27 protein-coding genes are annotated in these 23,644 nt (G+C 58.2%); 10 read left to right on the top strand and 17 right to left on the bottom strand.

Annotated features, from left to right (window positions below; genetic code table 11):
- Window positions 1–90: 90 nt before the first annotated feature.
- The 3 genes from GIW69_RS04790 to GIW69_RS04780 form a co-directional block, all read right to left on the bottom strand.
- Window positions 91–768, bottom strand: coding sequence for a hypothetical protein (locus tag GIW69_RS04790; protein WP_236480993.1), 678 nt, complete (start codon window positions 766–768; stop codon window positions 91–93).
- Between the two features lie 74 nt (window positions 769–842).
- The gene (locus tag GIW69_RS04785) at window positions 843–1,529 is read right to left on the bottom strand and encodes a hypothetical protein (protein WP_236480992.1); all 687 of its coding nucleotides are present in this window, start codon (window positions 1,527–1,529) and stop codon (window positions 843–845) included.
- A gap of 75 nt (window positions 1,530–1,604) precedes the next feature.
- A complete protein-coding gene (locus GIW69_RS04780; protein ID WP_236480991.1) occupies window positions 1,605–2,285 on the bottom strand; it encodes a hypothetical protein in 681 nt (226 codons plus the stop codon).
- A 324-nt stretch (window positions 2,286–2,609) separates the two neighbouring features.
- On the opposite strand from GIW69_RS04780, the gene GIW69_RS04775 reads away from it, so the two are divergent.
- The 5 genes from GIW69_RS04775 (at window position 2,610) to GIW69_RS04755 (ending at window position 7,178) form a co-directional block, all read left to right on the top strand.
- Window positions 2,610–3,290 carry a response regulator gene (locus GIW69_RS04775; RefSeq protein ID WP_236480990.1) on the top strand — a complete coding sequence of 227 codons (681 nt, stop codon included), beginning with the start codon at window positions 2,610–2,612 and terminating at the stop codon, window positions 3,288–3,290.
- Window positions 3,290–4,618, top strand: a complete 1,329-nt coding sequence (locus tag GIW69_RS04770) for an ATP-binding protein (RefSeq protein ID WP_236480989.1) — start codon at window positions 3,290–3,292, stop codon at window positions 4,616–4,618. The genes GIW69_RS04775 and GIW69_RS04770 overlap by 1 nt, the downstream gene beginning before the upstream one ends.
- A gap of 210 nt (window positions 4,619–4,828) precedes the next feature.
- Window positions 4,829–5,308, top strand: coding sequence for a GNAT family N-acetyltransferase (locus GIW69_RS04765; protein ID WP_236480988.1), 480 nt, complete (start codon window positions 4,829–4,831; stop codon window positions 5,306–5,308).
- A 149-nt stretch (window positions 5,309–5,457) separates the two neighbouring features.
- Window positions 5,458–6,870, top strand: coding sequence for an aspartate aminotransferase family protein (locus GIW69_RS04760; protein ID WP_236480987.1), 1,413 nt, complete (start codon window positions 5,458–5,460; stop codon window positions 6,868–6,870).
- An 83-nt stretch (window positions 6,871–6,953) separates the two neighbouring features.
- Window positions 6,954–7,178 (top strand): MbtH family protein, encoded by a 225-nt coding sequence (locus GIW69_RS04755; RefSeq protein WP_236480986.1) that lies wholly within the window; start codon window positions 6,954–6,956, stop codon window positions 7,176–7,178.
- A gap of 142 nt (window positions 7,179–7,320) precedes the next feature.
- Here GIW69_RS04755 and GIW69_RS04750 read toward each other — a convergent pair whose 3' ends face one another.
- From GIW69_RS04750 to GIW69_RS04705, 10 genes are all read right to left on the bottom strand, one after another.
- A complete protein-coding gene (locus GIW69_RS04750) occupies window positions 7,321–8,235 on the bottom strand; it encodes a metal ABC transporter solute-binding protein, Zn/Mn family (RefSeq protein ID WP_236480985.1) in 915 nt (304 codons plus the stop codon).
- Window positions 8,236–9,135, bottom strand: a complete 900-nt coding sequence (locus GIW69_RS04745; RefSeq protein ID WP_236480984.1) for a metal ABC transporter permease — start codon at window positions 9,133–9,135, stop codon at window positions 8,236–8,238.
- Complete coding sequence (locus tag GIW69_RS04740) at window positions 9,135–9,974, bottom strand: metal ABC transporter ATP-binding protein (RefSeq protein ID WP_236480983.1); 840 nt, start codon at window positions 9,972–9,974, stop codon at window positions 9,135–9,137. Before GIW69_RS04740 ends, GIW69_RS04745 begins: the two co-directional genes overlap by 1 nt.
- On the bottom strand, window positions 9,971–10,900 hold the full coding sequence (locus tag GIW69_RS04735; protein ID WP_236480982.1) for a metal ABC transporter substrate-binding protein: 930 nt from the start codon (window positions 10,898–10,900) through the stop codon (window positions 9,971–9,973). Before GIW69_RS04735 ends, GIW69_RS04740 begins: the two co-directional genes overlap by 4 nt.
- Window positions 10,901–10,935: 35 nt before the next feature.
- Window positions 10,936–11,508 (bottom strand): DUF6162 family protein, encoded by a 573-nt coding sequence (locus GIW69_RS04730; protein ID WP_236480981.1) that lies wholly within the window; start codon window positions 11,506–11,508, stop codon window positions 10,936–10,938.
- Window positions 11,505–11,837, bottom strand: coding sequence for a hypothetical protein (locus tag GIW69_RS04725; RefSeq protein ID WP_236480980.1), 333 nt, complete (start codon window positions 11,835–11,837; stop codon window positions 11,505–11,507). The genes GIW69_RS04730 and GIW69_RS04725 overlap by 4 nt, the downstream gene beginning before the upstream one ends.
- Window positions 11,834–12,376 carry a PA2404 family protein gene (locus GIW69_RS04720; RefSeq protein WP_236480979.1) on the bottom strand — a complete coding sequence of 181 codons (543 nt, stop codon included), beginning with the start codon at window positions 12,374–12,376 and terminating at the stop codon, window positions 11,834–11,836. The genes GIW69_RS04725 and GIW69_RS04720 overlap by 4 nt, the downstream gene beginning before the upstream one ends.
- Entirely contained in the window at window positions 12,373–13,572 is a 1,200-nt protein-coding gene (locus GIW69_RS04715; RefSeq protein WP_236480978.1) for a PepSY-associated TM helix domain-containing protein, read from the bottom strand. Before GIW69_RS04715 ends, GIW69_RS04720 begins: the two co-directional genes overlap by 4 nt.
- A gap of 248 nt (window positions 13,573–13,820) precedes the next feature.
- Window positions 13,821–14,696, bottom strand: a complete 876-nt coding sequence (locus GIW69_RS04710) for an alpha/beta fold hydrolase (RefSeq protein WP_236480977.1) — start codon at window positions 14,694–14,696, stop codon at window positions 13,821–13,823.
- Window positions 14,697–14,834: 138 nt separating this feature from the next.
- Complete coding sequence (locus tag GIW69_RS04705; protein ID WP_236480976.1) at window positions 14,835–15,293, bottom strand: VOC family protein; 459 nt, start codon at window positions 15,291–15,293, stop codon at window positions 14,835–14,837.
- Between the two features lie 323 nt (window positions 15,294–15,616).
- Here GIW69_RS04705 and GIW69_RS04700 point away from each other — a divergent pair, with 323 nt between their 5' ends.
- The 4 genes from GIW69_RS04700 (at window position 15,617) to GIW69_RS04685 (ending at window position 19,849) form a co-directional block, all read left to right on the top strand.
- A complete protein-coding gene (locus tag GIW69_RS04700) occupies window positions 15,617–15,889 on the top strand; it encodes a hypothetical protein (protein WP_236480975.1) in 273 nt (90 codons plus the stop codon).
- 103 nt (window positions 15,890–15,992) lie between these two features.
- A complete protein-coding gene (locus GIW69_RS04695; RefSeq protein WP_236480974.1) occupies window positions 15,993–16,607 on the top strand; it encodes a LysE family translocator in 615 nt (204 codons plus the stop codon).
- A gap of 205 nt (window positions 16,608–16,812) precedes the next feature.
- Window positions 16,813–17,979 carry an aminotransferase class V-fold PLP-dependent enzyme gene (locus GIW69_RS04690; RefSeq protein ID WP_236480973.1) on the top strand — a complete coding sequence of 389 codons (1,167 nt, stop codon included), beginning with the start codon at window positions 16,813–16,815 and terminating at the stop codon, window positions 17,977–17,979.
- A gap of 61 nt (window positions 17,980–18,040) precedes the next feature.
- Entirely contained in the window at window positions 18,041–19,849 is a 1,809-nt protein-coding gene (locus GIW69_RS04685; protein WP_236480972.1) for an aminopeptidase P family protein, read from the top strand.
- Between the two features lie 11 nt (window positions 19,850–19,860).
- Here GIW69_RS04685 and GIW69_RS04680 read toward each other — a convergent pair whose 3' ends face one another.
- Window positions 19,861–20,475, bottom strand: coding sequence for a 2-hydroxychromene-2-carboxylate isomerase (locus GIW69_RS04680; protein ID WP_236480971.1), 615 nt, complete (start codon window positions 20,473–20,475; stop codon window positions 19,861–19,863).
- Window positions 20,476–20,507: 32 nt separating this feature from the next.
- The gene (locus GIW69_RS04675; protein ID WP_236480970.1) at window positions 20,508–21,236 is read right to left on the bottom strand and encodes an SDR family oxidoreductase; all 729 of its coding nucleotides are present in this window, start codon (window positions 21,234–21,236) and stop codon (window positions 20,508–20,510) included.
- A gap of 91 nt (window positions 21,237–21,327) precedes the next feature.
- Here GIW69_RS04675 and GIW69_RS04670 point away from each other — a divergent pair, with 91 nt between their 5' ends.
- The gene (locus GIW69_RS04670; RefSeq protein ID WP_236480969.1) at window positions 21,328–21,921 is read left to right on the top strand and encodes a TetR/AcrR family transcriptional regulator; all 594 of its coding nucleotides are present in this window, start codon (window positions 21,328–21,330) and stop codon (window positions 21,919–21,921) included.
- Here the strand turns inward: GIW69_RS04670 and GIW69_RS04665 are convergent.
- Together GIW69_RS04665 and rhtA are read right to left on the bottom strand one after the other, a co-directional pair.
- Window positions 21,908–22,189 (bottom strand): hypothetical protein, encoded by a 282-nt coding sequence (locus tag GIW69_RS04665; protein ID WP_236480968.1) that lies wholly within the window; start codon window positions 22,187–22,189, stop codon window positions 21,908–21,910. The genes GIW69_RS04670 and GIW69_RS04665 overlap by 14 nt on opposite strands.
- A gap of 169 nt (window positions 22,190–22,358) precedes the next feature.
- The gene (gene rhtA, locus GIW69_RS04660; RefSeq protein WP_236480967.1) at window positions 22,359–23,246 is read right to left on the bottom strand and encodes a threonine/homoserine exporter RhtA; all 888 of its coding nucleotides are present in this window, start codon (window positions 23,244–23,246) and stop codon (window positions 22,359–22,361) included.
- Between the last annotated feature and the right edge of the window lie 398 nt (window positions 23,247–23,644).

Below are 23,644 nucleotides of genomic sequence, written 5' to 3'. Positions count from 1 at the left end.
CAGTGGCGGGCGGCGATTAACCAGTGATTAACCATGCCCTGCTTTGGCGCATCTCACCAAGGCAGGGCGCTGTCCAACGGATGCCGGGCTTCAGCCCTGGGACAATTCCGGCCATTTCCCATCGATATTGGCGGGGCCGCCCAGTAGTTTGCTGGTTTGCAAGTTGAACGTCAGATACTGATTCTCGGTGAGAAAGAAGTACCAATGACTGTCTGCGAAGGTCCGGTCATTCTGTGCGGCGGTAATGATGCGATCCTTGTATCGCTCCAGTCCACCTGTGACAGGCGCGACGGTGACCTTTCGCTTGATGTAGTTGTAGGTCAACCACTGACCGTCACGGGTGAGAAACTTGAACAGGAATTTGTAGCCCAGGCGTTGCCACCACGTGCCGCAAACTATTTTGTCAAAGTATGGAAGCAGGGGAGCCCAGATGGAATTCTCAACGTTATAAAACGCCACTACCTTGTCTGCGTCCTGATCATATTTGCACACCGTTGGCACGCCGGCGTTGTAAAAGAACAGCCACGCGATGTCTTCATCCGATGCTAGCCCCTGACCCAGGGAAGTGGTGGTGAAGCCGAAGCGCAGGTTTCTTGCATGGGGTTCAAAGGTGTGCCAATGGTTTTTTACGGTGGCCGGGTAACCCTTCAAGAGTTTTTCTTCACCAATATCGTAGCGCGAGTAGGTATCGGTATCTTTGAAGAAAAAGTAAATGCGGTCAGGGCCCGAACGCCAATCCACGGCGACGAAATTTTTCAATCCAGGCATACGAGTGAGTCCTTTCAATCCACTATCGGGTGTTATGTTGAACCGGTGTAATAGCGATCTGGTTATCGGATTTTTTAATCATTTAGAAGTCCTGGCCAGCTGACATCATCTACTTCGTTGGGGCCGTCGAGCCATTTCGAATCCATGTCGAATCTAAAGTACTGATTGTTGGTGATGAAGATGTAGTAGTAGTTGTCGAACATTGGATAATCATTTTGTACGGCGGTGATCAACCGGTCTTTATAATAGTGGAGCTTTTGCCAATGGGAGCCGATGAGTGACTTCTGTTCCACAGTATTCTTTCTAATGTCCAGGTCGAGATAGTTACCATCGTTCATCAGCACCCTGAACTGTGTCGTCTTGTAATAACGCTTGAGCCACATCACACCGACGATACGGTCGAAATAAGGGCCCAAGAGGCGCCACAGGGTTTGCGACAGGGGCCTTTTATAAACGACATTGTCGTTTGTCTCGCTGTATTTACAGACCATAGGCGTAGTGCCCTGATAGTAAAACAGCCACATGAAATCGGTACCGCCTTCACCCCATTCGATGGCGTCCGTGTGAAATCCAAATTTCAGATCCTTGGCGTGTTGGTCAAAATCACCCCAGCTGCCTTCAACAGAAGCCGGATAATTGGGGCCGACGTAGTTCATACCAAGGGGGAATTTTGAATAAGTGCCTTTGTCCTTGAAGAAGAAATAGAGTCGATCATCGCCTTTCCGCCAATCGACGGCGACGAAGTTTTTCATTGCAGGCATGGTGTTGTTCCTTTTGAAACAGTTAATTTGGATAAGGACTCGCCGGCAGGTCTGCCGTCAAGTCAGCGGTAGATGTCAGTCCCGAAACAAGCCGGGCCAAGCGTTATCGTTGGTTTCGTGAGGCCCCGATAATGTCTCTGTGCTTTTCACAAATTTGAAATATTGGTTGTCGTTGAGGAAGATATAAGAGTAACTGTCGAATGTGGGGTACTCGTCCATCACGGCGGTCATCAGGCGATCTTTGTAGGACGCCAGCTTTGACCAAGGGGAATCCGCGAGGGAACGTACTTGTAACGTTTTTGAATATTCTTCATAAACGAGATAGTTGCCATCGTTCATCAGTAACCCGATTTTTTTGCTGGACGCCGTATCGTCGCTCCACATGACGCCAACAATGCGCTCGAAGTAAGGAAGTAGCGCCGCCCATTTCGATTGCGACAGGGGAAGCCTGGAGATGACCTCATCGGTTTGCTGACTGTACTCGCACACCGACGGCACATTACCTTGATGGTAGAACAGCCATAGTGTGTCAATCCCGCCGTTCCAGCTCGGATTAGTAGTGGTGAACCCAAAGCGCAGCGTTTTAGCCGATTCGTCGAAGCTGCCCCAGTTGCCGGCAACCGATGCCGGGTAATCACTTCCAACTTTGTTGTCGCCTAAATTGAAGCGTGAATAAGTGTCGGTATCTTTGAAGAAGAAGTAAATGCGATCAGGGCCTGTGCGCCAGTCAACAGCGGTGAAGCTTTTAACTTTCATGGTGGTGCTCTTTTGGTTGGTATTTGATTTGCTTGAAATAGGATTATCTAGCGTCGTCGTGTCGGTCTATATATTCGACAAAATTGATCCTAGTACTATTGAGCTTTTTTTAGAATGGTTATTAAGTTCGGGTGTGTTTCAAGTTTAAACTTCATGCTGTTTCAGATCGGTTATAAGTGGATAATCAAAACTATTCTCGATCGGGCTGGTGGGGCCGCGACGACCAAACTTCGATACGTCGAGCTTCTCGCCAGCCGATACGCTTGCCATAATTGCGGCTTAATCCTCATCTGTTTGACTCGCGTTTTTGCTCAGGGAGCTCCCATGCACGTACTGGTTTGCGAAGACGATGAGTTGATCGCCAGCGGCATCGTTGCCGGGCTGACGGCTCAGGGTTTGACCGTTGAGCATGTCGCCAGCGCTTCGAAAGCCCGGGCGATGCTCAAGGTTGCGGAATTCGACGTCATGGTGCTCGATCTCGGTCTGCCCGACGAAGACGGCCTGAAACTGCTGCAGCAGTTGCGCCAGAATGGCCTTGAGATACCGGTGCTGATTCTCACGGCCCGCGATTCGGTCACTGACCGCGTCGACGGATTGCAAGCCGGTGCCGACGATTACCTGCTCAAACCCTTCGACCTGCGCGAGCTTGCTGCACGTCTGCATACGTTGTTGCGCCGAGTGGCCGGGCGCAGCGTCAACCTGATCGAACACGGTGCGTTGACCTACGACCCGAGCAGTCGCGAAACCATGCTGGCGGGCCAGTCGGTGGATCTCTCCCGGCGCGAGCAATCGTTGCTGCAAGCCCTGTTGCATAACCGTGGTCGAGTGCTGTCCACCGAGCAACTGAAAGACAGCGTCTACGGGTTCAATGACGAACTGGAGAGCAACGCCCTCAACGTGCACATCCATCACCTGCGCAGCAAACTCGGCAAAGGCATTGTTGAAACCGTGCGTGGCCTGGGTTATCGCCTTGGGCCGGCCGATGGTGGAGAGCAAGACAAGTGATGAGCCTGCGCCTGCGCCTCAGTCTGACCCTGGGCGCTGCCTTCGCGTTGATCTGGGCGCTGGCGGCGGCCTGGATGCTCAGCGACTTGCGCAACCAGATGATGTTTTCCCTCGACCAGCGCCTGGTCGCCTCGGCGCGCATGGTCGCCGGATTGCTGGAGCAATTGCCGACGCTGCCAAACAAGGGCGAAGGTACGCATTTCAGCGCCGAGCAGCTAAACATTCCAGGTGGCATGGCCTGTCAGGTCAGCTCGTTGCGTGGGGAAATTCTCGCCCGCAGTCACAACAATCCCGAGCAGGCACTGGAAGCCGAGAAAATGGGCTTCCACGATCAAATCATCGACGGAGCGCCGTGGCGCAGTTTCACTCTGGCTCGGGGCGATTTGCGCATCACCACGGCGGATCGGCAGATCGAACGCGAGGCGTTGAACATGTCGATCCTGCTGGCCGCTTCAGTGCCGGTGGGCGTCGCGTTGCTCGGTTGTCTGTGCCTACTGTGGCTGGGCATCGGCCAGGGTTTGGCGCCGCTCAATCGCCTGCGCGAGGCGTTGATGCGGCGCAGTGCCGATTCCCTTGAGCCGTTGCAATTGCAGTCGTTCCCCAGTGAATTGAAACCGTTGCTCGATACTCAGAATCAGCTGTTTCAGCGCATCGGCAAGACCATCGAACGTGAACGGCGGCTGACCGGTGACGCGGCGCATGAACTGCGCAGTCCACTCACGGCAATCAAGACCCACCTGCAAGTGGCGCGCATGACCGAAGGTAGCGCCCGTGATCAATCGCTGGCCCGCGCTGAGGAGGGGGCGGATCGCCTGCATCGCACGCTCGAGCAGTTGCTGTTGCTGGCACGGGTCGAGGGCAGTCTGTCGTTTGACGATGGCGTGCAGTGTGGCGCCGAACAGGTCGCAAAACTGGCGATCCAGGATGCATCCACCGGCGAGAAAGAGCGGATCAAGCTGATATTGCCGGCAACGCTTTCAGCTGCGCCGCTGCAGATGCCGGCGGTGCTTTCGATTGCTGCGTTGCGCAACTTGCTAGATAACGCGTTGCGTCACACGCCCTCGGATTGTGCTGTGGAATTGAGCCTGGAAACCAGCGTTGATCGCGTGCGCTTTATGGTTCGAGATTACGGGCCGGGGATTGCTGCCGAAGATTTGCAGCACCTGACTCAGCGCTTTTGGCGCAATGGTCAGAGCACGGGCTGTGGTCTGGGTCTGGCGATTGTTCAGGCGATTGTTCAGCGCTGTGGGTGTACGTTGCATTTCGACAGTCGGCCGGATGGGTTGCGTGTAGTGCTGACCATGCCGTTGCAACCGGATCCACGTTGATAGGGTACCCGTGACGGATTCCCATGGAGGAGGTGCCGAAGGCTGCGATCTTTTGATCTTGTCTTTTAAAGTCAAAAGATCGCATCGTGCCGCAGCTCCCACACGAAACTGTTTCATCACATCAAATGTAACTTCTGGGCGTTAGCCATCTGCGCCCAACGGCGGTATCGTCCCGGCAGCCTTGACTCAATGGAATGAGGAAACAGCGCCATGGATGCACCCGTCTATCTTCACCCGGCCACCCTGGCCGACGCCGGTATCATCAGTCGCATTGTCGAGCGTTCGATTCGCGTCGGCTGTGCGCTTGATCATCGAAACGATCCGTACCTCGTGACTTCATGGGTTGACCAGCGGTCGGCCGACCGCATCTGCGCCTGGCTTGCCGACTCTCGACATTATCTGAACATCGCCCTGCTGCAGGACAAACCCGTGGGTGCGGGCATGGCGATGGTCGGCGGCGACATCGCGTTCTGTCATGTGCAACCGGAATGGTTTCGACGGGGAGTGGGAAGGGCGGTGATGGCGGATCTGGAAGGTTGGTTGAGCATGCATGGATCGATCCGCTCCTGCCTCGACAGCACTCGCACTGGCGAAGCGTTTTATCGTCGTCTTGGCTATCGAGATTCGACGCTGCCGACCCTGCGCAACGGCCCGCACGCCCTGCCCATGCACAAGGGCCTGGCATCGTGAGACCGCCAAGTCGATCAAGCGTCTAAATCCTCGGCACGCTGATGCGTTTCCAGAACAGGAAAACCTGCGTGTGCGCTTCGTATCCGAAGCGCACACCGTCCAGGCAAACAGTTTTGGTCACCATCCATCACGTATTGAGGGGTCGAGAGATGTCAGTCGCCACCAGCCTTATCGAAGCGTCGTCGGCACGGGTCGTCTCCGCGCCTGCCGAAACGCTTTACCAGTTCAATGAATCGCCCTTGCTGGCGCGTCAAAGTCTTCAAGAGTCCAATGCTCGCAGCTATCCGCGACGCATTCCGCTGGCGCTCAAGCGGGCCAAGGGTTTGTACGTCGAGGATGTCGAAGGGCGCACCTTCATCGACTGCCTGGCCGGTGCCGGCACGCTCGCGTTGGGGCATAACCACCCGGTGGTGATCGAGGCGATCCAACAAGTGCTCGCCGATGAATTGCCCCTGCACACGCTTGATTTGACGACCCCGGTGAAGGATCAATTCGTCCAGGATTTGTTTGGCCTCCTACCCACGGAACTGGCGGCAGAAGCGAAGATCCAGTTCTGCGGCCCGACCGGCACCGACGCCGTGGAAGCTGCATTGAAACTGGTGCGTACCGCCACCGGCCGCAGCACCGTGCTGTCGTTTTCCGGCGGTTATCACGGCATGAGCCAGGGGGCGTTGAGTCTGATGGGCAGTCTGGGGCCGAAAAAGCCACTCGGTGCATTGCTCAGCAACGGCGTGCAGTTCATGCCGTTCCCGTATGACTACCGTTGCCCGTTCGGCCTCGGCGGCGCTGCGGGGGTAAAAGCCAACCTGAGTTACCTGCAAACTCTGCTTTCCGATCCTGAAGCGGGCGTGCAATTGCCGGCGGCCGTGATCGTCGAAGCGGTGCAGGGCGAGGGCGGGGTCATTCCGGCGGACATCGAGTGGTTGCGCGGCTTACGTCGTATCACCGAGAAGGCTGGCGTAGCGCTGATCGTCGATGAAGTCCAGAGTGGTTTCGGCCGCACCGGCAAGATGTTCGCCTTCGAGCACGCCGGGATCATCCCGGACGTGGTGGTGTTGTCGAAGGCCATCGGCGGCAGCCTGCCGCTGGCGGTGGTGGTCTATCGCGAATGGCTCGACACGTGGCAACCGGGCGCCCACGCCGGCACGTTCCGGGGTAACCAGATGGCGATGGCTGCCGGCTCGGCGGTGATGCGTTATCTGGTCGAACACAAGGTCTGCGAACACGCGACTGCCATGGGCGAGCGCCTGAGCGAACACCTGCACAGCCTGCAACGGGAATTCCCGCAGCTGGGGGATGTTCGTGGTCGCGGGCTGATGCTCGGCGTGGAGTTGGTCGACCCGGCGGGTGCGCCGGATGCCCTCGGTCATCCGCCGGCCTTTGCTCGTCTGGCGCCGCTGGTGCAGCGAGAGTGCCTCAAGCGCGGTTTGATTCTGGAATTGGGCGGACGTCACGGCGCCGTGGTGAGGTTCCTGCCGCCGCTGGTGATCACCGGCGCCGAAATCGACCGTGTCGCCGAGATCTTCGGCCGGGCGCTGAGCGCGGCAACGGCTTCGCTGTAAATTTTTCAGCGCGCCGAACGTTCTTTCTACATACCCGGCTGCGCCTGCTGCGCGGCCCACCCATACAGCGATGGAGAAACAGCATGACTTCAGTTTTCGACCGCGAGGACATCCTCTTTCAGGTCGTGGTCAACCACGAAGAGCAGTACTCGATCTGGCCCGACTACAAAGCCGTGCCGCAAGGTTGGCGCACCGTTGGCAAAAGCGGCCTGAAGAAGGAATGCCTGGCCTACATCGAGGAAACCTGGACTGACATGCGCCCACTGAGCCTGCGCCAGAAGATGGACGGGCAGGCTGCCACTCAGTAAGCGCGTGGCCAAAAAGAAACCCGCTGAACCGGTGACGGTCAGCGGGTTTTTTGTTGTATCGGGAACGCTCAAAAGATCGCAGCCTGCGGCAGTTCCTACAGGGATCCGTGCAGGCGTTGCCGCAGGCTGCGATCTTTTGATGTCAGGCCGAAGGCCCGCCTTTCAAACCCTTGAGCACCTGATCGACATTCCCTTCCAGCTCGGCCACCGGATCCGCCGCATCGGTGCTCAACACCACCAGACGGCTACCCGATTCACTGATCGCGGCTTTCACCGCGTCCGAGGGCTGACGATGATGCAACACCACCGCCACGTCATTGTCCTTGAGCATTGCAGTCATTTTTTGCAGATCGTCGGGCGTCCACTCGGCATCCGGTCGCGCATCCTGGCCAATCAATTCCAGATTGAGCCCGCCGATCAGGTAACCAAAGTGATCGCTCAAGCTCATCACACTGAGATTGTCAGCCTCGGCCAGACGCGCCTCACTGTCGGCACTGAGTTTCAGCAAGCGCTGCTTCAATGTCGCCAGGTTGGCCTCGATCTTCGGCTTCGCTGCCGGCGCCAAGCGCACCAGATCCGCCGCCATCACGTCAGCCATGCGCCCCATGTTGTTGCTCGCCAGCCATGGTTGGCTGTTTAGGCCATCGACTTTCAGATCGGGCTGTACGGCGATGCCGGGCAGGGCGCCATCCACCGGACGCGCGGCGTCGACTTCGACGATGCGAATGTTGCTGCGCCGCGCCATCGGGTACAGCGGATCATCAGCCCACAGCGAGCGCACCCCGATCACCGCGTCGGCGTCGGTTGCCAGTTTGCTCAGGGCCGGCGCGCCACGACCGGTGAAGTAAGCGGTCTGACGACTGCCCGGCAGGTTCGCCGGGGCGGCGCGTTCGAGGCTGACATCCGTGCCTTTGAGCAGTACTTCACCGAGGCCGTACGTGATCGGCAACGAGGCCAGCACTCGCAGCGGTTTGGCATTCTCGGCCGCTATCAATGGGCTGGAAAACACGCCGCACAGGGCTATGGCCAGAGTCAGTTGTCGCAGTGAAAAAGACATTTATCCGAGATTCCCTTTCAGGCTGGGGACGACGCCGCGTGCAATGGCGGCGAGGGCGAAGGCGATACCGGCAACCAGAATGATCGCGGCGCCGGACGGAATCGGCAGGTCGAACACAATCGGCGCGAGAATCCCGCACAGGGTGCTCACCGTGGCGATCAGCACCGAACACCAGAAAAAACCTTTGAGCGACTGGCTGAGCAAGCGTGCAGCGGCCGCCGGAATCACCAGCAGCGCGCCGACCAGGATCGCACCGATGACTTTCACTGCCGCGACGGTGATCAGCGTCACCAGAATCACGAACAGGTAGTCCAGGGTCTTCACCGCAACGCCGCGCACCGCCGCCAGTTGCGGGTTGAAACTGGCGAGCATGATGCGGTTGTACAGCGGCAGCGCCAGGGCCATGACCAGCGAACCGACGATGGCGAGTACCAGCAAATCGTTGCCGTTGACCGTCAGCACCGAGCCGAACAGCACGTTTTCGAGGATGTGCACATTGATCTTGCCGGCGAGGATCAGTAACAGGCTCGCGCCGAGTGCCAGCGACACCGACAAAAACACGCCAATCAATGTGTCCGGCGCCAGGCCGGTGCGGTTACGCAAATAGTTGAGCAGAATGCCGAACAACAGGCAGTACCCGAACAGGCTGCCGTAAGGCCCGGTGTAGGGTTCGCCGAGCAGAATGCCGACGGCTACACCGGTCAGCGCCGCGTGACCCACCGCCTCGGAAAAAAATGCGAAGCGCTTGACCACCACCAATGTGCCGAGGCCGCCGAGTACCGGGCCGATCAACAGGCCGGCGAGCAGGGCGTTGACGACAAATCCGTAGGCGAGGGCTTCCGGCAGATAACCGGAGGAGGCCCAGCCTTGCACCATCAAACGGAAAGCTTCGTAACTCATTAGGCAGCGCTCCGTGGATGGGTTGAAAACAGCGTTAGCAGACGTTCAGGCGTCAACGCCTCTTGCGGCGTAGCATCGAACAGCACTCGGCGATTGAGGCCGGTGACGCGATTGGCCAGACGCTTCACCGCTTCCAGATCGTGCTCAATCCACAGCACCGTGATGCCCGTCGCGCGCCAGTCACCGAGCAAGCGTTCGAACACCTGGATTCCTGCTTCGTCGAGGGCGGACATCGGTTCGTCCAGCACCAATAATTGCGGCGCCGGAATCAAGCCTTGAGCGAGCAACACCCGCTGACGTTCGCCACCGGACAAGGCGCCCATCCGACGCTTGCGCTTGTCCTGCATGCCGACCCGTTCCAGCGCCTCGCCAATGGCAGCGGCGTAATGTTTGCTCAAACCGAGGAACGCCGGGCGACGCTGACACATCGCCGCCATGAAATCGTCGACGGTCATGGGCAAGCCGCGATCGAACTCAAGGGCCTGGGGCACGTAGCCGATGGTGCCGGGTTCGCCGGGCCACGCCAGGCTCAGTCGACCCTGATGGGGCATCTGGCCGAGCAAGGTCTTGATCAGCGAACTTTTGCCGCCGCCGTTCGGCCCGACCAGCGCATGCACCGTGCCGGGCTGCACTTGAAAGCTGACATTGTCGAGAATCGTCGTGCGTCCCAGCGTCAGGCAAACCTCCGCAAACTCCAGCGTCGGCCCCGAGACCTGTAGGAGTGAGTCTGCTCGCGATTGCGATTGTTCATTCAGTATTGATGTCGACTGGCTAGACGCCTTCGCGAGCAGGCTCGCTCCTACAGGGGATTGGTTTGCGATGGTTTCTTTGGCAGTCATGCGCCGGACTCCTGAATCGCCCGCACCACGGTGTTGAGGTTGCCGGTCATTTCCTTTTCGTATTTGTCGGCGGTGTATTCGCCGTAGGAAATGTGCGAGAGCGGGTACAGCTCCACGCCCGACTCACGCTGAATGGTATCGACGTAGCTGGAGGGAAAGTCCATCTCAGAAAAGATCACTTTCACGTCGAGTTCACGCAATTGATCGATGGTTTTTTTCAACTGGCTCGGGCTCGGTTCGATGCCGTGAGCCGGTTCGACCACGGCCGTCACTTCCAGACCGAACTCGCGCAGCAAATAGTCGTAGGCCGCGTGTACGGTGGCCACGCGCAGCTCGGCGTTCGGTGCCTGGGTCAGTTTCGCCAAGGCATCGGCGCGCATTTTCCGCAGACGTTTACCGTAGGCGCGGGCGTTCTGGGTGTAGGTCTTGGCGTTGTCCGGGTCGAGCTTGCCCAACTCCCGGGCGATGTTGTTGACCTGGGCAATCGAGGCACTGATTGACAGGAACGTGTGCGGGTTCACCACTTTGCCGGCACCGCGCGCAGCGATCCCGGTGGCGGCCAGCAAGGGCACGTTTTCGTTGGCTTCGATGGTTTTGATGTTCGGCGTTTCGCTGGCGGCGATCATGCGGTCGGCGAAATCGTCATGGCCGACACCGTTGAGCACGACCACGTCCAGTCCGCTGATGCGTTTGATGTCTTCGGCGCGGGGCTCGTAGGCGTGCGGGTTGAAACCGGCGGGAATCAGCGGCACCACGTCGGCCTTGTCGCCGACGATGTTCGCCACGTAGCTGTAATAAGGGTGCAGGGTGATGCCGATGCGCAGGCGCTTGGTTTGATCGGCGCTGGCCATCGGGCTCAGCAGGCAGGCGCACAGGCCAACCAGCAGCAGACGCAGAAACGGACGACGTTGAGATGAAATAGACATGGGAAAGCGGTCTTCTCTCGAATGAAGGCGAAGGTTCAGTGCCGATGTTCGCGGGTAACCCCGGCATCGAATTGCGCGACGATCTGTTTCCAGCCAGCCCCGGAGAGGGCGGCATCTGTTTGATCGGTCGGTGCCTGAAGGTCATTGCTGCGATTGAGCCAGATGTCCGGTGCGTCACCGGTTGCAGAGAGGCGCATCAGAAACGAACCGGCCACGTCAGGTGTCTGGCTGTGGCCGAAGTAAGCGGTGTCGGCCAACAGTTGCCAGACATGACCGCCACGGCTGACCGAACTGGCGTCCTGGGCAAATGGCGCAAACCCTTCGTCCGCCAGATTTTTCGGCGTGGGCAGAGCCTGCTGTTCTTCGCGCAGCAGATGAATTTCATCGAGTGTCACGCGCAGGTCAGCGTAGATGCCTTGCTCGGCGGCGCTGAGGTCGCGGCGGGCATCGAACTGGTTGCCGGCGACCGGCTCCGGCTCGTGAGACTCGCCGCGCCAGGCAACGATCGATGCGGCCACCGCGAGAATCAGCAGGCACAACAGCAACACGTTAAGGGTTTCATGGCCGGCACCGGCCGGGCGGACAACTTGTGTGGTAGGCGTAGTCATGGGGCCTGGATATCCGCCTGGTCGATTTCGACGACATGGCCCGGGCCCGCATCGAACAGCACATAGAACTCGGCACCGGGTTTCTTGAACGTCAGGGTCGAGTCGGTGCCGAGCTTGCCGGGCACCAGAATGGTTTCGTCGTAGCCCACTACGTCGAGGGTCACACCGGGTGCGCCGCTGCCGTCGGAAAATCCGCCTTTACATTGGATCTGCTCGTCGTCGATGGCTTTGCATTCGCACATCGGGTTGTGGGCGAAGGCGCTGGCGCTGAAGCCGGCGCACAGCACCAGCATCGCGGCTTTGAGGCGAGCGCTTTGAATGAGACTCATGGTTTGGCTCCTTGTTGGTTCAGCCAGGCGATGGTCGCAGGAGACGCCTGGCTCAGCGGAATAGAGGCTTGGTGCATGCTGCCGTCCCAGCCTTCCATGGTGATCCACAGTTCGGCATCGGCTTTGGTTTTTTCCGGCACCGGCATTGCGGTGCCCATGCGGTACGGCGTGCCGAAGAAGATCGAACCGGCGGCGCGCAGGCTGCGCGGTTTGCCGATGCGCAGGTAGGTGGCTTTGACCTGGTCGATGCAGGCATCACACAGCGCAGCGTTGAAACCTTTCAGGTAACCGGCCGGGCCGTCCTGACGCGGTGCATCGTTGCGCAACTCGGCCAGGCGCAGGCTCCACGGGCCGACCTGGACTTCACCGATTTCCCGCTCACCCAAACCGCTGTCACCGCGAAACAGCGCCGCATCGGCGAAGTATTTGGGCATGAACCCCAGCGGGATCAACAGCAGCAGCACGTTGATGTGGAAGCGCCATTTGCGCCAGAGCTGGCTCAGTCGTGAAGGTTGCGATGCAGTCGTCGAATTGCTCACAGGTTGGCCTCCGAAGTTTCACGGCTCAGCACCGGTTGTGCCTTGATACGGCTTTTCTTGTCCTCGCGTTTGAGTGCGTTGGCGGTGGCCAGTGCGGTGCGTTTGGTCCAGATCAGCAGGCCACTGAGCACCATCATGCTCAGCAGCAGACCGAAAAAGAACCAGATCAACTTGATCCACAATCCGCCAAAATCGCCGGTGTGCAACGGGCGCATGGACTCGGTGACGAACTCCAGCGAAGTGCGGTCGCTCAGCACGCGGGTTGCTGCCAGCTCACCGGTGTAAGGGTTGAGCGTGGCGCTTTGGAACATCAGTGGATACCAGCCGCGGCCCCGGATATCCAAGTGACTGTAAGCATTGCCGGGCAGGCTGATATTGCTGGCTTCCAGCCCCGGAATTTTTTCCTGCGCGATTTCAATCGCCCTATCCAGGCTGATTCGCGGCGTCGGGCTGCCGTCTGCCGACAGCGGCACGCTTTCACGGCTCATGCTGGCGATGACGGGTTCGCTGGAAATGGAAATCTGATTGTCGAACAACGCCGCTTCGATGAGGAACCAGGTACCGGTGATTGAAATGACGGCAATGAACCAGATCGACCAGATACCGCTCAGTCGGTGAAAGTCACCCCAGAAGATACGGGCGCCATGACGAATGCGCAGGGTCGGGCGGAAAAAGCCCTTCCAGAATCGCTTGTAGACCACCAGGCCGGTGATCAACGACACCAGCAGCGGCAAACCGAGCGCCGACACCAGGTACCAGCCCCAACTGAAACCGTTGGTGAACGGTACCAGCCACCATCCGTGCAAGGCACGGGTGAACTGCTGGAAGTTGAATTCCGGGGCAATGCCCTGGATGACCCCGGTATATGGATTGACGTAAACCGTCAGCGACCGTCCGTCCGGGTAACTGACCTGTGCATTGAGGGCAAAGTGAGATTCGTCCGGGCGGCTGATGCGTTGCACCAGGGTTTGCGGCTCGGCTTTGTTCATTGCGGCAATGATCTGGTCATAGCTGAGACGCGGAGCATCATCGGAAGGCTGCGAGGCCCTCATCTGCGGATTGGCCAGCCAGACGATTTCCTGGCTGACTACCGCGAGCGTGCCGGTCACACAGACGATCAGTACAAAGAACCAGATCGGCAATGCCAGCCAGCTATGCACCAGGAACCACAGTTTGGAGCGGGATTTCTTCGACATGATGGGTGTCTTGATTCAGTGGAAAGGGACGGTGCTACGGGCTTCGCAGCACGGAGTTCCCAGGGAAATCCAGTCGTGGCTTTTGCCGACGCGAATGGATCGCATCTCTATATGACGGATGAGAATGAGAATTCCTGACTGAAGATATGAAAGCAAATGTTTCGCAATTAGCAAATGTTTCAGGAATGTAGAAATGAGCGTGCTTGCCAGGTTGCCATCTCACAGCCTCCCGACACCCGGCAGGAATGTCAGCGCAAGAAATCCAGTACTTCAGCGAGCAACTGATCGGGGACTTCTTCAGCCAGATAATGACCGGCCGGCAGTGCCCTGCCGCGTACATCCCTAGCGACCTGTTGCCATTCCCTGAGCGGATCGAAACAGCGTCCGACCGTACCTTCGGCGCCCCACAGCGCCAGCAATGGCAGCGTCAATCGGTGGCCGGCATCGAGGTCGGCACGATCGTGTTTCAGATCGATCCCGGCGCTGGCGCGGTAGTCTTCACAGATCCCGCGTGCGCTCCCCGGTTGCTTAAGGCAGCGCAGGTATTCGGCGAAGGCTTCGGCAGAGAAGGGTTTGAGGCCGGCACTGCGACTGCCCATCACACTGCGCAAGTACGCTTCGGGATCGGCTTCGATGAGAGTTTCCGGTAACGGTGCCGGGCGGATCAGGAAAAACCAGTGCCAGTAGGCGCGGGCAAACGCTTCGTTGGTCTGGGCGTACATTGACAGTGTCGGGGCGATATCCAGCAAAACCATTCGCTGAACGACGGCCGGGTGATCGAGAGCCAGGCGATGGGCAACCCGGGCGCCACGGTCGTGGGCGAGCACGGAGAAACGTTCCAGGCCCAGGTTTTTCATCAGTTCGACGTTATCCCGAGCCATTTCGCGTTTGGAGTAATTGATGTGCCGGTCATCGGCCGATGGACGGCTACTGTCGCCATAGCCGCGCAGGTCAGCGGCAACTACGGTGAAATACCGGGCCAGTTGTTCGGCGACTTTGTGCCAGATCACGTGGGTTTGCGGGTGTCCGTGCAACAGCAATAACCCCGGCCCGCTGCCGCCCATTCGATAGGCAATGTCGACACCGTTGACATGGCGCTGGTCTTTTTGAAATCCGGCAAACATCGGGCTGATCCTTGTTCAGGGGGCTTTTGGGCTGCATCGTCTAATCGAATGGCTCGCGGAGGAATCGACGATGTATACGACACGAACCTACAAGAGCCGGGCTTGCCCGCGAAGCGGTCGTTACGTTCACAAAAACGTTCAACCCTGTTGAAACATCTCCTTCGCCCGCTGCTCAACTTCCTCCTGAGTCAGATTCTCCTTGCGCGTCGCCAGAAACCAGAGGTGGCCATAGGGATCCTTCAACGTGCCACTGCGATCACCATAAAACTGATCCTTCACCTCAGACACCGAAGTCGCCCCGGCATCTATTGCGCGTTGAAACGATTTGTCGACATCGGTCACATACAGGTGCAATCCGACCGATACCGCACGGTCCGGGTTGCTCAGCGGCCCTTGGTCGCACGGCGAGCCGAGCATGATCGCGCTGTCGCCAATGCGCAGCTCCGCGTGGCCGATACCGCCGTCGGGCATGCTCAAGCGCATGACCTCGGTGGCGCCGAACGCTTTCTTGTAGAAATCGATGGCCTCGGCAGCCTTCTGAATGCCGAGGTAGGGGGTAATGCTGTGATACCCCTCGGGGATGGGTTTGACGCTCATGACGTTCTCCCTGTTTCTTTTTCTGAAAAAGTCTCCGCCGGTTGTCCGGTCGATTGACTATAGAACCGTCTTGCGCCCGGGGCGTGATGCGCGACGAGCAGCGACTTGCGGGCGGTCTCAGCTGCGCACCTGCAAAGACTGGTATGCGATTGGTTCTGGTGCGTCGAGATGGACTCCAGCAGATCGTGCAAAGGGCCATTTTGAGAATAAGCAGTCCTTGGTCATGAATTCCGATAGCTACTATTGAAAGCGTTGATTTCTGCCGAAGAGTGCCCGGGCGTAGCCTTTGTCCATCGACCCACATTGCTCGCCAGGACGCTCCCATGAATCACTCACTGACCGTTGTTTTAATGCTCGCCATCTCCGTACTCGCCGGTTGCGCGAGTCATGTGTCTCCCGAATTGCGTCCCTACACCGCTGAGGAGACCCGTGAATTGGCCCTTGAGGCGTTGGGCCGTCGCGGCTTGTCTTTCGATGAATACCACGCTCAACGAGCCAAATTACTCGGCGAGCCGCAACGCAAAACATTCGGTTTCGACAATCAGGGCGAAATGAGTGCCGAGCGCGCGGTACAGCTGCACGGCCGTCCGAGTTGAGCCCCAACTGTACTGCCGCAAGTTTCTTCCAACTGTCCGTGTGCTAGCGAGATGGCGTGCGATAGGGTCAACACATTGAATGACCCTGCCAGGACTGCCCTCCATGACCCTTTCGCTTGACCTGCTAATGGGCTTTGCCCTGTTTGCGCTTGTTACCTCAATCACGCCGGGACCGAATAACACGATGTTATTGGCGTCGGGCGTGAATTTCGGTTTCAGCCGCACCATTCCTCACATGCTTGGCATCACCTGCGGGTTCTTCGTGTTGGTGGTGGCGGTGGGCCTTGGATTGGGTGCGGTGTTTCAAGCGTATCCATTGCTCTACACGTTGCTGCGTTATGCAGGCGCGGCGTATTTGCTGTTTCTGGCCTGGAAAATCGCCCACTCAGGGCCGGTCGGCGATAACGAGAACAGCGAGGCCAAGCCGATCAGTTATCTCGGCGCCGCTGCTTTCCAATGGGTCAATCCCAAGGCGTGGATCATGGCCATTGGCGCCATCAGCACGTACACGCCGATGCAGGGCTATTTCACCAACGTGGTGGTGATTGCAGCGGTGTTTGCCATCATTAACCTGCCGAGTGTTGGCGTCTGGGCGGCGTGCGGAACATTGTTGCGCAATGTGTTGAAGGATCGCCGCTGGTTGCGCGTGTTCAATTGGGGCATGGCGGCGTTGCTGGTGATTTCGCTGTATCCACTGTTGCTGGAAAACATCCGCTGACGCATCGCTTCAACCGTTGGCCTGATGCCTGTTAAGCTCGGTTTCAGGAGCGTTCCTACGCACTTTTAAATGAAGCCCTACTTCTTTAACGGCATCCGATCGGGTATTGATGACGTTCTGCAAACACGACGCGGCTCACAAAGCTGCGTTTCGTCGTTTGCCGAGACGCGCTTCCTGATCCCGGAACACGCTCTGCGAGTCCTTTATGAATAAACGTGCATTGTATTTCGACTACGCCGCCACCACTCCGGTCGACGAGCGGGTCATCCAGGTGATGGTCGATTGCCTGGGGTTCAACGGTAATTTCGGTAACCCGGCTTCAAGCTCCCATGTCTTCGGCCAAAAAGCCCGGCAATCGGTCGAGCTGGCCCGGCGCCAGGTCGCCCATTTGGTCGGCGCGCAAACCGAGCAGATCGTCTGGACCTCCGGCGCCACGGAATCCAACAACCTTGCCCTCAAAGGCGTGTCCCAGGCGCGCGCGGTGTCGGGCGGCCACATCATCACCAGTCAAATCGAACACAAAGCGATTCTCGACACTGCTCGGCAATTGCAGGACGCAGGCGTCGCGGTGACGTATCTGGTGCCGGACGTCGATGGTCTGATTACGCCGCAAGCGGTCAGCGAAGCTCTGCGCGACGACACCTTTCTGGTCTCGCTGATGCTGGTCAACAACGAACTCGGCACCGTTAACGACATCCGTGCCATCGGCGAAGTGGTGCGCAGTCGCGGCGCACTGTTCCATGTCGATGCCGCCCAGGGTGCCGGTAAAGTCGCGATCAATCTGGCCGAGTGGCCAGTGGATCTGATGTCGTTCTCCGCCCACAAACTCTACGGCCCCAAGGGCATCGGCGCGCTGTATGTCGGCCCGGGTGCGCAACAGCGTTTGCAGGCGCAGATTCACGGTGGCGGACACGAGGGCGGATTGCGCTCCGGCACATTGGCGACGCATCAAATCGCAGGTATGGGTGCGGCATTCGCCTTGGCTGGCGCGGCATTCGATGAGGAGAAAAGCACCATCGTCCGGTTGCGCGAGCGTTTGCTTGAGCAGTTGCTCAGCCTGCCCGGCGTACGCCTGAACGGCAGCGCCACCCAGCGCATTCCGCACACCCTGAGCCTGACGTTCGGCGAAGGTGAGTTCAACAGTGCGGCGTTGAGCCATTCCATCGCATTTTCTGCGACCTCGGCCTGTAATTCCGCGAGCAATACGCCTTCTCACGTTTTGCTGGCGCTGGGGCATGATGCCCGGCTGGCCGGACGTACCATCCGCTTGAGTCTCGGCCGCTTTACCACCGCCGAAGATATCGACGAAGCCGTTAAGTTGATTAAAACCGCCTGCGCCAGTGCTCCGGCATTCTGGGCGACAGGGCTCTGATAAATGCACCGACAATGATCGGCCGCGAACAATAATGACCAAGTGGTTAGCAGGAGACATGATGAGTACGCAGTCTTTGACCGAAGGAACGGTTCCCCAGCGCCTGGCGCACACCCGCGAACTGATGCGTCGCGAAGGCATCCATGCACTGTTGGTTCCGTCCGCCGACCCGCACCTTTCGGAATATCTGCCGGGTTACTGGCAGGGCCGGCAATGGCTGTCCGGTTTTTACGGTTCGGTCGGGACGTTGATTGTCACCGCAGATTTCGCCGGTGTCTGGGCCGACAGCCGCTACTGGGAACAAGCGACCAAAGAACTCAACGGCAGCGGTATCGAACTGGTCAAGCTGCAACCGGGTCAGCCGAGTCCGCTGGACTGGCTCGCCGAGCAAACGCCGGAAGGCGGCGTCGTGGCCGTTGATGGCGCAGTAATGGCCGTGGCATCGGCGCGCACGTTGGCTAGCAAGCTTGAAGCGCGAGGCGCTCGTTTGCGTACTGATTTCGATCTGCTCGATGAAGTCTGGAGTGATCGTCCGAGCCTCCCAACCGCATCGATATATGCGCATCTGCCGCCGCAGGCGACGGTCAGCCGCAGCGAAAAGCTCGCCAAGCTGCGTGAAACGTTGCAGGCGCGTGGCGCCGACTGGCATTTCATCGCCACACTGGACGACATCGCTTGGCTGTTTAACCTGCGCGGCGGCGATGTGTCGTTTAACCCGGTGTTTGTGTCGTTTGCGTTGATTGGTCACCAGCAAGCGACGCTGTTCGTGGCGTTGAGCAAGATTGATGCGTCACTGCGCGCCACGCTGGAACAGGACGGCGTCACATTGCGTGACTACAGCGAAGTCGCCGATGCATTAAGGGCGATTCCTGGCGGCGCGAGCCTGTTGGTCGATCCGGCGCGGGTCACCACCGGTTTAATGGATCACCTCGACAGCAACGTCAAACTGGTCGAAGGCTTGAACCCGACCACGCTGGCCAAATCGCAAAAAAGCCTTGCCGACGCTGAACACATCCGCAAGGCAATGGAGCAGGACGGCGCGGCGCTGTGCGAGTTCTTCGCCTGGCTGGAATCGGCTTGGGGTCGCGAGCGCATTACCGAGCTGACCATCGACGAAAAACTGACGGCAGCCCGCGAGCGGCGTCCGGATTATGTTTCGCTGAGCTTCAATACCATTGCCGCGTTCAACGCCAACGGCGCGATGCCGCACTATCACGCCACGGAAGAAGAACATGCGGTGATCGAGGGGGATGGCTTGCTGTTGATCGACTCTGGCGGTCAATACCTGGGCGGCACCACTGATATCACGCGCATGGTGCCGGTCGGTACGCCAAGCGCTGAACAGAAGCGCGATTGCACCCGTGTGCTTAAAGGCGTGATTGCGCTGTCTCGTGCGCACTTTCCCAAGGGGATTCTCTCGCCGTTGCTGGATGCCATCGCTCGTGCACCGATCTGGGCCGATAACGTCGATTATGGTCACGGCACCGGGCACGGTGTCGGCTACTTCCTCAATGTGCACGAAGGCCCGCAGGTGATTGCCTACCAGGCCGTGCCGGCGCCGCAAACGGCCATGCAGCCGGGCATGATCACGTCCATCGAACCGGGCACCTACCGTCCGGGTCGCTGGGGTGTGCGAATCGAAAACCTGGCGTTGAACTGCGAGGCTGGCGGCGGCGAGTTCGGCGAGTTTCTCAAGTTCGAAACGTTGACGTTGTGCCCGATCGATACCCGTTGCCTCGAGCCATCCTTACTCAGCCTGGAAGAAAAACAATGGTTCAACGCCTATCACGCGCAAGTGCGTGAGCGCCTGAGCCCGCTGCTCGACGGCGCGGCGCTGGACTGGCTGAATACCCGCACGGCGGCTATCTGACCGCTTGTCCTTCAGGCGCTGCTACTAGCGCCTGAAGGACGCAGGGCTTGCTCGACAAAGTCGAGACGATCCTGGCCGAAGTACAACTGGTTGTCGACGAACATGCTCGGCGCACCGAAAACGCCCCGCTTGATGGCGGCTTCAGTGTTTTCTTTGAGTGTTGCCTTAACGGCCTCGTCGTTGGTCAGCGCCAGGACTTCATCGGGATCGAAGCCATGCTCGTTTAATACCGCCACGACGGTTTGAGGCTCGTCGAGGCTGCGGCCCTCTACCCAAAGAGCATCGAACAAGCAATCAATGAACGCGTGGAAACGTTGCGGATGGCGCAACTGAATGCCGGTGACTGCACGCATCAGCAGCAGCGTGTTGATCGGAAAGTGGGGATTGAATTTCAGCGGTACGCCGTAACGTTTGGCATAACGATCAAGATCCGCAAGCATGTAACGGCCCTTGGCTGGGATCATGGCCGGGGAGGCGTTGCCGGTGGCTTTGAACACTCCACCCAGCAACATCGGGATATAGATCAAATGGCTGCCGGTTGCGGCACAGACTTTCGGCAGTTGGGTATGGGCCAGGTAGGTGGCCGGGCTGCCGAGGTCGAAATAGAACTCCACGGATTTGCTCATGGTCGTTGGGCTCTTTCTTGTTCTGAGGGGGGCTACCAGCGTTCGTTCCAGGGCCGTAGATCCAGTTCGAATGTCCAGGCGTCTCGTGGCTGGCTATGCAGATACCAGTAGTTTTCGGCAATGTGCTGCGGGTCGAGAATGCCATCCTGATCCTTGGTTGCGTATTTTTCCGGGAAGCTGTCGCGGATAAAGTCGGTATCGATCGCCCCATCAACCACGACATGGGCGACATGGATGTTCCTTGGCCCAAGTTCGCGCGCCATACTTTGTGCCAGCGCGCGGATGCCGTGCTTGGCGCCTGCGAACGCGGCAAAGCCGGACGCACCCCGCAATCCGGCAGTCGCGCCGGTGAACACAATCGTTCCCCTTTGACGGGTGACCATCCGCTTGGCAACTTCGCGGGCATTGAGGAAGCCCGAGAAACAGGCCATTTCCCATATCTTGAAATACTTGCGCGCGGTTTCTTCAAGAATGCTGCATGGCACGTTGGCGCCAATGTTGAAAACAAAGGCTTCGATGGGGCCGATGCGCGTTTCAATGTCCTCGATCAGCGCGATCACCTCTTCTTCCTTACGAGCATCGCACGCGAAGCCATGCGCTTCGCCGCCGTCCTCGTTGATGGCATCGACCAGTGGCTGCAGTTTATCGGCGCTTCGCCTAGTAACGCAGGCCACGAAACCTTCTCGGGCAAAACGCTTGGCAATCGCACCGCCCGTTGCATCACCCGCACCAACCACCAATACGACCTTTTTGTTATTCATGGGTGGATCCCTTTAGTTAACGATCGTTAAGTGAACGGACGTTATGCTACGATTTTGACAACGTCAAGGTGATCAGAAAAGAGGCAGTCGCGTGCGTTACTCCGCCAGTCACAAGCTCGAAACCAAAGAGAAACTCCTGCAGAGCAGTGCGTTGTCGGCGAAGAAGTCGGGCTTCTCTGCGGTAGGCGTGGATGGGTTGATGAAAGCCATCGGGTTGAGCGGTGCAGCTTTTTACAGCCACTTTTCGTCAAAGGACGCGTTGTTCACCAGCATCGTCGAGCGAGAGCTGAGTCAGAGTCTGGAACGATTGGGTGGACAGGGGGCGCAGGATCGAGACCGGCTTGAGCGCTGCCTCAAGAAATATTTGAGCATGGCCCATGTCGAACATCCTGAATCAGGCTGTGCGCTTCCGACATTAGGGGCGGAAATTGCGCGTTCGGACGTGCCCGTGCGCGAAGAGGCGCAAGAATGGATATGCAGGCTTCATGAAAGTTGGGCAAAAATTCTGGAGAGCGACAGCCTGGCTTGGGCGATTCTGTCGCAATGTGTCGGCGCGTTGGTGGTGGCGCGGATGCTGGTCACACCGGCCATCCAGCGCAACGTGCTGAGTTCCAGTTACGAAGAGATCGGCCGCCAACTCGCCGTTCAACGAGTCCAATCAGACGGCGGACTTACTTGCAGATGACGATCATGCTGCGACTTGTATATCCGGCCGGATTGAGGCCAAAAGGATAATCACCCGGCTCCTCTACCGCATCCCCTGACTTGGCGATCACCTTGTAGCTTTTTGGCGCACAGGAATTGGCAGCGCTGGTGTAGCACTTGTCCCATGAGGACGAGAGACCGGAGCAATTGATGTGAAGCCCTCTTTTACCGTGTTTGACCTGGGTTTTCGAGGTCGCTGTGCAACCGGCAACAGCCAGTACGGCGATCAGTATCAAAATTCGTTTCATCACTGTCCTTATGGCAGCCTCGAGTCTGATGCTCGGATCTGCCCCACATTCGCTTGCGTTTGAAGCGTTCTGAAGTCCCTGTCTGAAAAAATCCATGTCTGGCATTGGGTTGCGTGCCTAAACATGGCCTAAATGGATTCCGATTACCAGACTTTCGTCAATTCCTGTCTCAATCTGCTGCAATGGCCGGTTTAGCAGTGTTGCCCATGGTCATCGTGGCACCGACAGAAGCCGAGATGATGCACAGGATGGCCATCCATTGTGACAAGGAAAGATATTCTTGAAGAAACAGCAGGCCGGACAGCGCACCGAATGCAGGTTCGATACTCATCAAAGTACCGAAAGTGCGTGCAGGCATGCGGGTGAGGGCGACCATTTCCAGTGTGTATGGCAGCGCTGTGGACAAAATCGCAACGCCGATGGCGATGGGGATCAGCGAAGGCGTCAACAGTGCAGCACCGGCATGAACGATACCGATGGGAGCGACGAAGAGTGCAGCAATCATCACGCCGAGTGCGGCAGTTTGTACGCCGTTATCAGCGCCAGCCTTTTGCCCGAACATAATATAGAGCGCCCAGCACACGCCGGCACCAAGGGCATAGCCGGCGCCTACCAGATCAATACTGGCGGTTGCCGTGCCGGTGGGTATCAACAATAGTAGTCCAATGGCGGCCAGCCCGATCCAGAGAAAATCGATGGCCCGGCGTGATGCGTAAATCGCAACGGCCAATGGTCCCGTGAATTCGAGTGCAACGGCGATGCCGAGCGGCACCGTTCGCAGCGACATATAGAAGAGAAAGTTCATTCCGCCCAAGGCCAAGCCATAGACAACTACTGTGCGCAAGGATTTGGCTGTCAGCTTGGCGCGCCAGGGACGCAGGAGTAGCAGCATGATGATGCTGGCGAAAATCAGGCGCAGCGTGGTGGTTCCCTGAGCACCGATGATTGGGAACATGCTTTTGGCCAGTGAGGCGCCGGACTGGATTGATGCCATGGCTATTAGTAGCAGGCCAACCGGGAACAAGATCGAGGCAAGACTGCGGGGCTGGGCGTTCATTGACAGGCAGTTTCCAGAGTAAGGAGAAGCTAACGTTGTTGTAATGAGCAATATATTGCGCATTGCTTGAGGGCGCGTCTATATATAAGCGAGCTTTTTATGCTTTCCGTAGAAAAGCGAAATTAAGTGTTGACGGCAAAATCTGAGTGTCTATAATTCGCCCCACTTCCGGCGCAGTCGAAACGGAAAACTCCTTGGTAAACAATGAGTTAAGCAGTTTTCGACAGCGACTGGCTTCAGATCATCGAAGCCTGGAAGGAGTTGGAAGGGCCGTGATGTGTGGCTCTTTTAACGGTTCGATCTTCTCGGTCGAAAGCGGTGAAAAAGAGGTGTTGACAACAGCGAGTAACGCTGTAGAATTCGCCTCCCGCTAACGAGAGATCGGAAGCGCAAGTGGT

The sequence above is a fragment of the Pseudomonas syringae genome, from assembly GCF_021605415.1.
Lineage (GTDB): Bacteria > Pseudomonadota > Gammaproteobacteria > Pseudomonadales > Pseudomonadaceae > Aquipseudomonas > Aquipseudomonas syringae_S.
This window is presented reverse-complemented; position numbering and strand designations above follow the sequence as displayed.